Annotated in this window: 7 protein-coding genes and 6 pseudogenes; 9 read left to right on the top strand and 4 right to left on the bottom strand. The window is 72.8% G+C overall.

Features of this window, described 5'->3' with window-relative positions:
- Nucleotides 1-144: 144 nt before the first annotated feature.
- Together RBJ77_RS17595 and RBJ77_RS17590 are read right to left on the bottom strand one after the other, a co-directional pair.
- On the bottom strand, nt 145-1,200 hold the full coding sequence (locus RBJ77_RS17595; RefSeq protein WP_372345887.1) for an alpha/beta hydrolase family protein: 1,056 nt from the start codon (nt 1,198-1,200) through the stop codon (nt 145-147).
- Between the two features lie 58 nt (nt 1,201-1,258).
- Nucleotides 1,259-2,194, bottom strand: coding sequence for a zinc-binding dehydrogenase (locus RBJ77_RS17590; RefSeq protein ID WP_372345886.1), 936 nt, complete (start codon nt 2,192-2,194; stop codon nt 1,259-1,261).
- Between the two features lie 181 nt (nt 2,195-2,375).
- Between RBJ77_RS17590 and RBJ77_RS17585 the strand changes: the two genes are divergently transcribed.
- On the top strand, nt 2,376-3,314 hold the full coding sequence (locus tag RBJ77_RS17585) for a LysR family transcriptional regulator (protein ID WP_372345885.1): 939 nt from the start codon (nt 2,376-2,378) through the stop codon (nt 3,312-3,314).
- 40 nt (nt 3,315-3,354) lie between these two features.
- On the opposite strand, the gene RBJ77_RS17580 is transcribed toward RBJ77_RS17585, so the two are convergent.
- The gene (locus RBJ77_RS17580; RefSeq protein ID WP_372345884.1) at nt 3,355-4,212 is read right to left on the bottom strand and encodes a hypothetical protein; all 858 of its coding nucleotides are present in this window, start codon (nt 4,210-4,212) and stop codon (nt 3,355-3,357) included.
- Between the two features lie 203 nt (nt 4,213-4,415).
- Here RBJ77_RS17580 and RBJ77_RS17575 point away from each other — a divergent pair, with 203 nt between their 5' ends.
- The 7 genes and pseudogenes from RBJ77_RS17575 to RBJ77_RS17545 all read left to right on the top strand — a co-directional run bounded on the left by RBJ77_RS17575 (nt 4,416) and on the right by RBJ77_RS17545 (nt 11,912).
- Entirely contained in the window at nt 4,416-5,918 is a 1,503-nt protein-coding gene (locus RBJ77_RS17575; protein WP_372345883.1) for an aldehyde dehydrogenase family protein, read from the top strand.
- Nucleotides 5,919-5,981: 63 nt separating this feature from the next.
- Nucleotides 5,982-6,734: pseudogene (locus RBJ77_RS17570) on the top strand (GMC family oxidoreductase N-terminal domain-containing protein); the annotation flags it as partial.
- Nucleotides 6,644-6,847, top strand: a pseudogene (locus tag RBJ77_RS17565) (hypothetical protein); the annotation flags it as partial. The pseudogenes RBJ77_RS17570 and RBJ77_RS17565, both read left to right, overlap by 91 nt.
- 526 nt (nt 6,848-7,373) lie before the next feature.
- Entirely contained in the window at nt 7,374-7,568 is a 195-nt protein-coding gene (locus RBJ77_RS17560) for a hypothetical protein (RefSeq protein ID WP_372345882.1), read from the top strand.
- A 69-nt stretch (nt 7,569-7,637) separates the two neighbouring features.
- Nucleotides 7,638-8,691, top strand: a pseudogene (locus RBJ77_RS17555) (ATP-binding cassette domain-containing protein); the annotation flags it as partial.
- Nucleotides 8,692-8,936: 245 nt separating this feature from the next.
- Nucleotides 8,937-10,924 (top strand): annotated as a pseudogene (locus RBJ77_RS17550) (ABC transporter permease).
- Nucleotides 10,925-10,954: 30 nt separating this feature from the next.
- A pseudogene (locus RBJ77_RS17545) lies at nt 10,955-11,912 on the top strand (ABC transporter substrate-binding protein).
- A 124-nt stretch (nt 11,913-12,036) separates the two neighbouring features.
- Here the strand turns inward: RBJ77_RS17545 and RBJ77_RS17540 are convergent.
- Nucleotides 12,037-12,800 (bottom strand): annotated as a pseudogene (locus RBJ77_RS17540) (isocitrate lyase/phosphoenolpyruvate mutase family protein).
- Between RBJ77_RS17540 and RBJ77_RS17535 the strand changes: the two are divergent.
- Nucleotides 12,783-13,046: a hypothetical protein gene (locus RBJ77_RS17535; RefSeq protein WP_372345913.1), complete on the top strand. Its 264-nt coding sequence runs from the start codon at nt 12,783-12,785 to the stop codon at nt 13,044-13,046. The pseudogene RBJ77_RS17540 and the gene RBJ77_RS17535 sit on opposite strands and share 18 nt — an antisense overlap.
- Nucleotides 13,047-13,101: the final 55 nt, after the last annotated feature.

The following is a 13,101-nucleotide window of genomic DNA, read 5'->3' as shown; positions in this document are numbered from 1 at the left end:
AGGCATGCGCTGCGCGCAGCCTTCCCCCGGCGGGGAGAGGCCGCACCGCAGGTGCGCTTCTCAGGGGCGCGGGGAACTGCGCGACCAGCCACGACGAGAGCCGCACTCGACCAGAAGTCGAACGTCCCACGGCGAACAGGCGGCTCACCCGCGGAGCGTCGTGGCGCACCAGTCCGCAAGCCGCCCCAACCACGCGCCCCGAACATTGCCGAGCAGATGATCACCACCCGGCACCGACAGATACGTGCCGGACGGCGCATCCGCGGCGAGGCGAGCCCCGTTGCACACCCCCGGGATCACATCGTCCGCCCCGTCCACGACGAGCACCGGCACCGTGATCCGCGAAGCGACCCCGCGCAGGTCGACGCACGCGAGGAAGTCGCGCGCGGCACCCTCCGAACCGGCCCGCTGCACCAGCGTCTCCCGCACGAACGGCACCGTGTCGTCCCAGCCGGTGATCCGGTACGGCCCGCTGACCGTGGCCACCGCCCGGATCCGCGGTTCGTGGGCCGCGCTCCACGCCGCGTAGTAGCCGCCCAGGCTGAGCCCGACGACACCGACCGGCACCGGGCCGAGCCGCTCGTGCAGCGCGTCGACGACCCGGCCCACGACCCGTTCGTAGTCCGCGGTGACCGTGGTCGTCGCGGCGCGCACGCCCTGGCCGGGGCCGTCCATCGTGAAGACGGCGGTGCCGCGCGCGAGCAGCGCCTCCGTGAGGTCGTGGAACTCCTCCTTGGACGAGTCGAGACCGGGGATCACCACGACCACCCCGTGGGCGGCGTGCCCGGCGCCGCGCAGCCAGCCCGCGTACGACTCGTCCTCGACGCGCACCGCGTCCGGTTCGAGGAGCGCCAGGGCGCGGCCCATCGCCGCGTCGGCCTGCGCGGCGGCGTCCGCTGTCAGGGCGCGGTCGGGGTGCGGGAGCAGGACGGCGCAGTGGAACCAGCGGGCGGCCGTACGGAAGGCCTCCCCTGCGGACCGGTCCGCGCCGTGGGCCGACTCGTATCGGGCGGCGTCGGCGAGGTGGCCGCGTGCGGCGTCCACGAACGCGGCCGGCCAGTCGAGGAGGTCGGTGAGACCGTGGGTGACCCGCTCGTACGCGAAGGGGTCGAGGCCCGCGCCGTACGTGCGTGAACGGTTCTGGGCGATGAAGTCCGGGAGGATGGAAGGGAGTTGGAAGAAGGCGGAGCGGTGGGACATGGCCAGGGCCTCCGGGGTCGGTTCAGGTTCGGGTTCGGGTCCGGGTTTGGATTCGGATTCAGGAAACGGTCAAGACGGCATTGCCGCGGATACGGCGGTCACGCAGGTCGACGAGGGTCGCGGCGGTCTCCGACCAGTCCGTGACACGGCCCAGCTCCGGGTGCAGCCGGCCGTCGGCGACGAGACGGACCAGTGCCGCGAGGTCGTCGGCGTAGGACTCGGGGAAGTCCGCGTAGTGGAAGTGGCGCAGGGTCGCGGACTCGGGGCCCTTGAAGAAGTCGAAGAAGTCCAGGGTGACCGGGGTCCGGCTCGCCTGGCCGAACCAGACGAGCGTGCCGCCGCGCCGCAGCTTCGCCAGGGCGACGGGCAGCGCGCCGCCGCCGGTGGACTCCAGGACCAGGTCGTACGGCCCGCCGCCGCCCGCGCCGGCGACGTCCGCGACGACGTCCCGCGCACCCAACTCCCGCAGCCGCGCGCCCCGTTCGGGGGTCGCCGACACCGCGGTGAGGTGCGCGCCCGCGGCCGCCGCGAGCTCGGTGACGTAGTGGCCGACGCCGCCGGACGCCCCGGTCAGCAGTACCCGGCGCCCGCCGACCGGACCCGCCGCCCGCAGCAGCCGCAGAGCCGTCAGCCCGGCGAGGGGGAGTGCGGCGGCCCGCACCGTGTCGACGGAGTCGGGCAGTTCGGCGAGCGCCGATGACGGCACCGCCGCGTACTCGGCCCAGCCGCCGCCCGCCGGATGGCCCACGACGCGGCGCCCCGCCTCCGGCCCGCTGCCGTCCGCCGCCTGCTGCACGACGAGGCCCGCCACGTCCTTGCCGGGCCGCCAGCTCGCCCCGGGCTCCTCCAGCTTGAACGTCTCGCCGCGGTTCACCGAGTACGCCTCGACCTTGATCAGCGCCTCGTCGGGGCGCGGCCGAGGCTGCGGCAGCTCGGCGAGGACGACGTGCGGTTCTCCGGAGTGGGCCTTGCCCGTGGGTACGTAAGCTCGCATGCCGTCAGTGGACCGGGGCGGGCACCGGGCGGTCCAACAACCGGTCACCGGGTACGACAACCGATGGTTGTTCCCTAGGGTGCCGGGTGTGAGCACCGGTGAATCAGACCCCGAGAGCGCAGTGGACCTCGATTCGGGCCTTGATGCGGACCTCGATGCGGACCTTGATGCGGACCCCGATGTGGACCTCGATCTGGCACAGGTCCGCGCCTTCGCCGCGGTGGCCGACGAGCGGCACTTCGGGCGGGCCGCGGCCCGGCTCGGCATCACCCAGCAGGCCCTGTCCAAGCGCGTCGCCCGCCTCGAATCCCTGCTGGGCGTACGGCTCTTCGAGCGCGGCCCGGGAGGTGTCACGCTGAGCGGCGCCGGCGCACGGTTCCTGGAACCGGCCCGCGGCGCCCTCGACGCGGGCCGGACCGCCGTCGACGCCGTGCGCGGCACCCCGCCGCGGCCCCTGCGCATCGATGTGTGGGGGCACCTCTACGCGCCGATGCGCACGGTCGCCGCCCTGATCGAGGGAGCGCCGGGGTGCGCCGTCGAACCCGGGGCGGGCCGCGACTACCCGTCGGTCGTCGACGCGCTGCTGCGGGGTGACGCGGACGCCGGGTTCGGGCGCGTGCACGCCCTGCCCGACCAGGACCGGGCCCTGGTGCGCCGCCTCGTGCGCCTCGAACCGGTCGACGCCGTGCTCAGCGCCCGCCATCCGCTGGCCGGCGCCGACAGCCTGCGCCCGGCCGACCTGCGCGACTCCACGCTCCGCTACCCGGCCGAGACGGTGCGGCTCGACTTCCTCACCCGGTTCGCCGACCGGTTCGGGATCGCGTCGCGCCGGGGCGGGCCCAACCTCGGCCTGGAGTCCTTCCTCGACCGTCTCCGCGACGAGCCGGGGCAGTTCACCCTCTTCCCCTCCGACGTGCCACTGCCGGACGACCCCGGCCTGCGCGTCGTACCGCTCGTCGACCCGACCCCGCTCTACGCGTGGTCCCTGGTCTGGCCCGCCGGGCGCGAGCATCCGGGGATCGCCGGACTCCTGCGGGCCGCCGCCCGCTCGGCGGGCACCCGCCGCTGGCTCGACCACGATCCGGTACGGGACTGGCTGCCGGACACGGACCGGCCCTGAGGGGGGGGGTGGGGGCTGGCCCGCGCCGATGCAAGTGGGCTCAGCGGGTGCCGTCGCCGAGTGACGCCAGCTTCGACACGTCCACCGACGCGTCGGCCGGCGGCGTCCTGACCGGGACCGGCTTCCCGTAGTCCGCGTAACGGGTCGTCGTGTCGGTGGCCCGCGCCCCGGCCGCGCCGGCGCTCACCTCCGTGTACCCGAGGGCGTACGGCGTCCCGTGCGCGGCCACGTACAGCGTGCTCGTCGTGCCGTCCGCCTCGGTGGTCAGCGGGACGACGCGGGTGCCGTCGAGCGTGGTGGGCTCGCCCTCGCGCACGGTCTCCCGGCCCGTCCCGCCGTCGCGGATCTGCCGGCGCAGGGCGCTCAGGTCGCAGACGCTCGCCAGGTCCGCGAGGGTCCGGTCGTCGGCGGGGCCGGTGACGTAGCGGCCCTTGAGGAGCTTCGCCGCCGCCCTGCCCTCGGCGCCCGGCAGGCGGGTGCGCCACAGCTTCGCGTCCATGCGCATCCACACCCGGTCGTCGCTGCGCACGATGTCGGCCCTGCCGTGGGCGCCGAACGTGACCGACGCCATGCAGTCGTCCTCGCGGTCAAGGGCCAGGTCCAATGCGGACGGGGCCGACGTGCCGGCACCCTTCGACCGGTCCTCGACCGTGACGTGCAGTGACGAGGAGTTCAGCAGCGCCTGCCGGGCCCGGTCGGCCAGCTCGCGGGCGCTGGAACCGCGCCCGGCGCCGACCGGTGCGCCGTCCTTGTCGTCGTCGCCCGACCAGGCCGTCGCCGCGATCAGCGTCGCCGTGCACACCGCCGACACCAGCACCCACCCGTAGCCGGTCTTCCTGGCCTCGGACTTCTTCGCCTCGGACTTCCTCGCCGCGGCCTTCTTCGCCTCGGCCTTCATGGCACACACCCCCAGGGACAGAACGTCCCTCAGGGTACGTTTCGGCGCTTTCGCAGGTGTACGTGGTGACGCAGCGCACTTTCGACCACGGTTCGCGCATGCTTTCCACACCCCAGGGCAGGGGCTTCCGACGTCACCACGAAACCTTCCACGGCTTTCGCGGTGCTCGGGGGACAGATCCGGAACGGAAGGCAAAGCAGGACGTGTCAGTACAACAGACCATCCATGTCGGCGGAACGTGGCGCGGAGCCACCTCAGGGGACACCCGTGACGTCATCGACCCCGCGGATGCCAAGCCGTTCGCCGTGATCGCCGAGGGCGGCGCCGACGACGCGGACGCCGCGATCGCCGCCGCGCGCCGGGCCTTCGACGAAGGGCCCTGGCCGACGACGCCCGTCGCCGAGCGCGCCGCGCTGCTGCGCCGCGTCGCGGACCTCCTCGTGCGCGACCGGGAGGAGATCGGCCTCCTGGAGAGCCGGGACGCCGGAAAGACCGTCGAGGAGGGGCGCGTCGACGTCGACTGCGTCGCCGACGCCTTCCGCTACTTCGCCGACCTCGTCGTCGGCGAGGGCGCGGGCCGTGTCGTCGACGCCGGCTCCGACGAGATCCACAGCGTCGTCGTGCACGAGCCGGTCGGCGTCTGCACGATGATCACGCCCTGGAACTACCCGTTGCTGCAGGCGAGTTGGAAGATCGCCCCGGCGCTCGCCGCGGGCAACACCTTCGTCATCAAGCCGAGCGAGATCACACCGCTGACCACGGTCGTGCTCATCGAACTCCTCGTGGAGGCCGGCCTGCCGGACGGCGTCGCCAACATCGTGACCGGCCCCGGTGCCACCGTCGGCGCCCGCCTCTCCGACCACCCCGACGTCGACCTCGTCTCCTTCACCGGCGGCCTGGTCAGCGGCACCAAGGTCGCCCAGGCGGCGGCCGCGTCCGTGAAGAAGGTCGCCCTGGAACTCGGCGGCAAGAACCCGAACGTCGTCTTCGCCGACGCCTGCGAGACGGAGGACGGCTTCGACACCGCCGTCGACCAGGCCCTCAACGCCGCCTTCATCCACAGCGGCCAGGTCTGCTCGGCCGGCTCGCGCCTCATCATCGAGGAGTCGGTGCGCGAGCGCTTCGTCGCCGAACTCGCCCGCCGCGCCGCGAAGATCCGCCTCGGCCGCGGCACCGAGGACGGTGTCGAGTGCGGGCCGCTCGTCAGCGAGCAGCAGCGCGACAAGACGGAGTCGTACGTCGCCTCCGCGCTCGCCGAGGGCGCCGTCCTGCGCTCCGGCGGCAAGCGCCCCGAGCCGTCCGACGTACGGCCCGCCAGCGGCTACTTCTACGAGGCGACCGTCCTCGACCAGTGCCACCGCGAGATGCGCGTCGTGCGCGAGGAGACCTTCGGGCCGATCCTCACCGTCGAGACGTTCCGCACCGAGGACGAGGCCGTCGCGCTCGCCAACGACACCGAGTACGGGCTCGCCGGCGCCGTCTGGACCGCGGACGCGGGCCGCGCCCGCCGGGTCGCGGGACGGCTGCGCCACGGCACCGTCTGGATCAACGACTTCCACCCCTACCTGCCGCAGGCGGAGTGGGGCGGCTTCGGGAAGAGCGGCGTGGGCCGCGAACTGGGCCCCGCCGGACTCGCCGAGTACCGCGAGACCAAGCACGTCTACCAGAACCTGGCACCGAAGCCGGTGCGCTGGTTCGCGGGCTGAGCCCGCCCCCGTACACGTACGCCCCATTACGCGAAGTACCTTGCGACGCCTTGGAGTTGACGCATGCCTGAGAAGAACGAGAAGCCCGGCGACGGGACCACGTACGACTACGACTACGTCGTCGTCGGCGGCGGCACGGCCGGATCGGTGATCGCCTCCCGGCTCACCGAGAACCCCGACGTCACCGTCGCCGTCATCGAGGGCGGCCCCAGCGACATCGACCGCGACGACGTGCTGACGCTGCGCCGCTGGCTCGGCCTGCTCGGCGGCGACCTCGACTACGGCTACACCACCACCGAGCAGCCGCGCGGCAACTCGCACATCCTGCACAGCCGCGCCAAGGTGCTCGGCGGCTGCTCGTCGCACAACACGCTCATCTCGTTCAAGCCGCTGCCCGGCGACTGGGACGAGTGGGCGGCCGCGGGCGCCGAGGGCTGGGACCACACGGCGATGGACCCGTACTTCGCCAAGCTGCGCAACAACATCGTCCCCGTCGACGAGAAGGACCGGAACGCCATCGCCCGCGACTTCGTCGAGGCCGCGCAGGCCGCGACCGGCGTCCCGCGCGTCGAGGGCTTCAACAAGGGCCCGTTCAAGGACGGCGTCGGCTTCTTCGACCTGGCGTACCACCCCGAGAACAACAAGCGCTCGTCCGCCTCGGTGGCCTATCTGCACCCGCACATGGAGGCCGGCGACCGGCCCAACCTGACGCTGCTGCTGGAGACCTGGGCCCACCGGCTGGAGTTCGACGACTCGCTCACCGCGCGCGGAGTGCGGGTGCGCGGCAGGACGGCGCGGAAGCGCTCATATCCGCCCGGCGCGAGGTCATCGTCTGCGCCGGCGCCGTCGACACCCCGGCTGCTCCTGCGCACTCCGGCATCGGCGCCGACGCAGGACCTGGAGAAGCTCGGCATCCCCGACTGCACGACCTGCACGGCGTCGGCGAGAACCTGCTCGACCAATCCCGGAGTCGGTCATCGTCTCGGGAGACCGACGGCGCCGATCCCCGATCAACAGCGCCGATGCGGACAGCGACGCGGCCTGTTCGTCCAGCGCGACCCGGACGCGCCGGGCCCGACCTGATGTTCCACTTCTACGCAGATCCCGTTCACCGACAACCCCGAGCGGCCCGGCTACGAGAAGCCCGCGCACGGGTGTCGATGACGCTCGAACATCCCAAGCCGCGCAGCCGCGCCGCGCTCTACCTGACCAGCGCCGACCCCGAGTCAAAGCTTCCGCCCTCGACTTCCGCTACTTCACCGACGAGGAGCGACTACGACGGCCGGACGCTCGTCGACGGGATCCGATCGCGCGCGAGATCGCGCGGACGCGCTGGCCGGCTGGCTCAAGCGCGAGGTGTGCCCTGGGCCGGACGTCGCGGGCGACGAGGCGCTCAGCTGAGCACGCCCGCAAGGCCGCCCACACACCGCCTACCACCCGGCCGGCACCTGTCGGATGGCGCGCCACGAGCGACGAACTCGCTACGTGGTCGACCCCGAGCTGAGGGTGCGCGGGCTGGATTCGGCATCCGGATCGCCGACGCGCGTCCGTCTTCCCGACGACGCCCGCGGTCGAACCCTGATGCAAGTACGGCGCTCGATGGCCGGGCGAGCGAGTCGCGCCGAGCTGTTGGGCGGTGGTGCGCGATGAGCACGTCCACGCACACGTGCACGCAGATCCCGCTCCGGCGCAGGCGCGCCCCGGCGCCAGAGCCCTCGTCTGCGGTCCGTACGCGACCCGTGGAAGGTCTTCGGCCCGAAGGCCAGACCGCGTCCCCGGCGACCGCCGAGCTGGCCGGCCTGGGCGCCGCCGACCTGCGCGCCCGCACCGTTTCTGCACGCGCCGCCGTGCGCGACGTCTCCTTCTGACGTCCGCAAGCGCGGCGAGGTCTTCGTCGTCATGGGCCTGTCCGGCTCGGCAAGCCGACCCTCGTGCGCTGCCTGACCCGCCTCATCGAGCCGACGTCCGGCACTCCTGTCGATCGACGGCGAGGACGTCCCGGCATGGACAAGGCCCGGCTGCGCGAACCGCGCCGCCACCGCGCCGCGATGGTCTTCCAGCACTACGGCCTGCTCGCCGCACCGCGCGCGTCATCGACAGCGTCGCCTACGCGCCCGAGAGATCAGGGCATGCGGCCGCGCCGAGCGCCGCGCCAGCGTCTTCAGGCCGCCGGATCGTCGCGCAGGTCGGCCTGGAGGGCTCGGAGCAGCGCCGCCCCGGCCAGCTCTCCGGCGGCCAGCAGCAGCGTCGTGCGCGCCCGCGCCCGGCGCTGGCCGTCGACGAAGTCCTGCTCTTCGGCGAGCCGTTCGGCGCGCACTCGACCCGCTGATCCGGCGCGACATGCAGGAGAGGTCGTGCGCCTGCACCGCGAGGAGGGCCGCACGATGGTCTTCATCACGCACGACCTGCAAAGCGAGGCCCTGCGCCTCGGCGACCGGACATCGCCCTGATGCGCGACGGCGAGACCGTGCAGCTCGGCGCGCCCGAGGAGATCGTCGGGCGCGCCCGCCGACGACTACGTCCGCGACGTTCGTCCGCGACGTGCCGCGCGAGCAGATCATGACGGTGCGGCGGGCCATGCGCCCCGCCGACGCCGACGAGGCCGAACGCGGCGTCGCCCTCGCACCGACGCCACCGTGTCCGACGCCATCGAGGCGGTGGCCCGCAGCGGTTCGCCGCGCGGGTGATGGACGGGGGCCGCTGCCTCGGCATCGTCGACCACGAGCGCCTGATCGCGGCTGCTGGGAGTCCGCCTGGGGCTGGTGACGGGGCTGATGGGGTTGCTGGGTCCACCGGGTCCGACGGATCGCGCTGGGACCTCTGGGTCCGACGGATCACTGGACCGGCTTGGGATCACTGGGACCGACTAGGATCACTGGGACCGACAGGATCACTGGGACCGACGGGTCGGAGGTCGAGAAGGAGGCACCGGCCACGGGTGGGGCGGCACGCCCGCGACGGAGGCCGAGGTGGCGCCCGAGGCGGCGCCCCGAGCGGCTTCCGCGGGCGAGAGGCGGTCTGATGACGGCCGCCGTCACCACCGCCCCGCTGGACAAGCGCGGGGCGGGCCCCCTCGCGGGTCTGCGCCGCCACCGCGGCCTCGGCAGCTCCTGCTGCTCGCCGTCTGCGCCGCGGCGGTGATCATCCCGCTCGTCGACGCCAAGTGGTCCAGCGGGACCTGGCCCCACGCCCTCACCGTCGACCTGACCGAGCCGCTCTCGGCAAGGCCAGCGACTGGATCATCGACAACCGCGACAGCCACCCGCTGTTCCTCTACTTCTTCGGCCACATCAGCAACGCCATCGTGAGATGCTCGTACGCGCCGTCTACCTCGTGCTCCTCGCCGCCGGCTGGCCGGAGTGACCGCCGCCGCCGGGCTCATCGCCTGGCGCGTCGCCGGCTGGCGCGCCTCGCCGCGTCCGCCGCGATCGCCTTCCTGATCTGCGGCTCCTCGGCATGTGGGTGCCACCGTGCAGACCTACCGCGCTCATGGTCGTCGCCGTGTTCGCCTCGGTGGTCATCGGCGCCCTGTTCGGCCTCGCCGCCGGACTGAGCGACCGCATGCACCGGGCCCTGCGCCCGGTCCTCGACACCATGCAGGTCTTCCCCGCGTACGCGTACCTCCTCCCGGTCGTCCTCGTCTTCGGCATCGGCGTGCCCGCCGCGGTCCTCGCCACCGTCGTCTACGCCGCACCGCCCATGGCCCGCCTCACCGCGCTCGGCCTGCGCGCTCCGCCGACGGCGGCGTCATGGAGGCCGACGCCTCCCTCGGCGCCACCGCCCGCCAGCGCCTGGTGACCGCCCGCCTGCCCTGGCCCGCCAGGAGATCCTGCTCGGCCTCAACCAGACGATCATGATGGCCCTCTCCATGGCCGTCATCGCCTCGGTGATCGGCGCGAGGCGGCCTCGGCGACCGCGTCTACCGGCCTCGCCTCGGTCGACGTCGGCGCCGCACTCGCCGCCGGCATCCCGATCGTGCTGCTCGCCGTCGTCGCTCGACCGCGTGACCAGCGCGGCAGGCGCGGGACGGGGCGACGACAAGCCCGCCTCGCCCTGGAGGTGGGGCGTCGTCGCGGCCGGCACCGTGGTGGAATCGCGCTCGCGGCCCGCTTCGCCGACCGCCTCGACTGGCCCGACGCGTGGATCGTCAACATCGCCGACCCCGTCAACGACGCCGTCGACTGGATGACCGACCACCTCTACGCGGTGTCTACATCGGCGGCACCGCCGACTGGGCCGCCCACTTCACCACCTGTCCTCGACCCGGTGCGCTCCGGCCTGACCACGGCTGCCCTGGTGGTCCGATGCTGCTGATCGTCGCCGCGCTCGCCTGGCTCATCGGCACCTGGCGCACCGCCCTGACCGCCGTCCTCGCCATGGCCGCGATCGGCGTGCTCGGCGTCTGGGCAGCCGTCTCTCGACACGCTCTCCCAGGTCCCCGCCGCCGTCGCGGTCACCCTGGTCATCGGCTTCGCCATCGGCATCGCCGCGCGGCCCGCAGCGAACGCCTCGAACGGACCCTGCGCCCGTCCTCGACGTCTTCCAGACGATGCCGCAGTTCGTCTACTCTGATCCCGGTCGTCGCCCTCTTCGGCGTCGGCCGCGCCCCGGCCGTCGCCGCGGCCGTCGTCTGGCGCCGCACTGCCCGCCGTCATCCGCATCACCACGCAGGGCCTGCGCCAGGTCGACCCGGCCGCGATGGAGGCAGCCCGCTCCATGGGCGCCACCAGCGGCCAGCAGCTGCGCCAGGTCCAACTCCCGCTCGCCCGCCCGGCACTGCTCCTCGCCAGTCAACCAGGGCGTCGTCTGGTCCTCGCCGTCGACATCATCGGCGGCCTCGTCGGCGGCGTGACGCACTCGGCTACGACGTCGTCTTCGGCCTCGCCCAGGGCGACCTCGCCACCGGCCTCGTCGCCGGCGCCGCGATCGTCTGCCTCGGTCTGATGCTGGACCGGGTGACCCAGCCGACGGAACGCCGCGCACGCGGCGGGAAGGAGAGCACCTGACCATGGCATCGCACACGCACCCGCACCCGCATGCGCCCCCGCACGCGTAAGGCGGTGGCGGCCGTCGCCGGGCGGGCGCCCTGCTCGTCGTCACCGGCTGCGGCGCCGCCGACATGACCAAGCAGGCGTCCCCGTACGCCAACGCCCACGGCGCCAAGACCGTGACCTCTCCGTCCAGTCCTGGGTCGGCGCCCAGGCCAACGTCGCCGTCGCCCAGTACCTCCTGGAACACGAACTCGGCTACCGCGTCGACACTGCGTCCAGGTCGACGAGGTCCCCGCCTAGAGACGCCTCAGCCAGGGCCGCGTCGACGCGATCATGGAGGACTGGGGCCACCCCGACCAGGAGGCCCGGTACGTCAGGACAAGAAGACCATCGTGAACAGGCGGCGACCTCGGCGTCACCGGACACATCGGCTGGTTCGTCCCACGTACTTCGTCAAACAGCACCCGGACGTCACGGACTGGAAGAACCTCAACAAGTACGCCGACAGCTGAAGACCGCGGAGAGCGGCGGCAGAGGGCCAACTCCTCGACGGCTCGTCCTACGTCACCAACGACAAGGCCTGGTCCAGAACCTCAAGCTCGACTACCAGGTCGTCTTCTCCGGCTCCGAGGCCGCCCAGATCACCAGATCAAGCAGTTCGCCAAGCAGAAGAAGCCGTTCCTGACGTGCTGGTACCAGCCCCAGTGGCTCTTCAAGAAGGTGCCGATGACCGAGGTGAAGCTGCCCGCCTACAGGAGGGCTGCGACGCCGACCCAAGAAGGTCGCCTGCGCCTACCCGAAGACACCACTGCAGAAGTGCCTCAACGCCGACTTCTCCAAGGACGGCGGCAAGGCGGCGGCCTTCTGAAGAACTTCCAGTGGACGACGGAGGACCAGAACGAGGTCTCCCTCTGATCGCCGACCAGAAGCTGTCCCGGACGAGGCGGCGAAGCGGTGGATCGACGAGCACCGGTCCACGTGGGAGGCGTGGATGCCCAAGTAGGGCTTCGGGGAGGGGCGACCGCGTCGGAGGCGTGGTTGTCGGAGAGCGGGCAGATTTCTGGTGCCGGGTGCCTTTCCTGACGGGGGCACCCGGCACGCTCGTCTGCCGCCACCCGGGCCACGCGCTACCGCAGACCGTCCGCGATCTCCCGCAACGCCGCTACCGCAGACCGTCCAGTGATCTCCCGCAACGCCGCTGCCGCCCTGCGCTGCAACCCCGGCCCGAACGTGATCCGCGTCACGCCCCCGCCTCGCCCCACTCCCGCAACGAGGGCCCGCCGGGCGGCGCCCCACGGTGATCAGGCCCCTCGATCTCGGCCCGCAACCGCGGCAACGCGTCGATCGGCGCCCCGATCGGACACACGCAGTCGACGCCCGCCGCGACATACAGCCGAGCCCGCTCCACCGCCTTCGCGACCGGGTCGTCCACGCCCCTGATGAACGTGTCGATCCGCGCGTTGAGCACGATCGGTCCGGCCGCCGCCGTACCTCGGCGGCACCAGCCAGTCGGCCTGCCGGTGCGGATCCTCGAGCGCCGGCCGCCCGCACGCGGGAGCCGAGTCCTCCAGGTTGCACCCGGCGGCCCCGGTGCTCGAGGGCATGCCGCTCCGCAGCTCCACTTCGGCGCGATCCGTACCCGCCCTCGATGTCCGCCGACACGGGCACGGACGCCCCGCCCGCACGGTCCGATCGAGATCACCGCGGCGAACATCTCCTCCGCCGGCGCGTCTCCCCGTCCGCAGCGTAGCCGAGCAGAAGCGGCCACTCCGGCACTCGGCGTCGCCAGAGGCGGGACCCGGCCTCCTCGAAGACCCGCGCACTCGCCGCGTCCCACGGCCCGCAGAACCAGCGGGTCACCCGGGGAGCGAGCTTGGTGCAACGCACGCAGGGCGTCGACCTGCGGCCACGCTGGTGGCCACGAGTCCGCCTGGGACGCCCGGCCGGTCTGGTCGGTCTGGTCGGTCTGGTCGGCCGGGTCGTCATGGTCTGTCCGACCGGCCTGGCCTGTCTGACCGGTCTGATTACCACCACGCTGGTCCTCCCGGCTCCGATCCGACGGCTCACCATCAGCCGGTTCCAACTGTTGATCACGGTGATCACCCCGAGTCAGATGGGCGCAGTTCGGCCTCACTGAAGTTAGCTTGGCGGCGAGCCCTACCGTTGCACACCTCGTCGGGCACGAACCTCGG

Origin of the sequence: Streptomyces sp. KL116D (genome assembly GCF_030766975.1) — a bacterium.
In the GTDB taxonomy this organism is placed as follows: Bacteria; Actinomycetota; Actinomycetes; order Streptomycetales; family Streptomycetaceae; genus Streptomyces; species Streptomyces longispororuber_A.
Note: the sequence above shows the minus strand (reverse complement) of the source record. Positions and strands in the feature narration are given on the sequence as shown.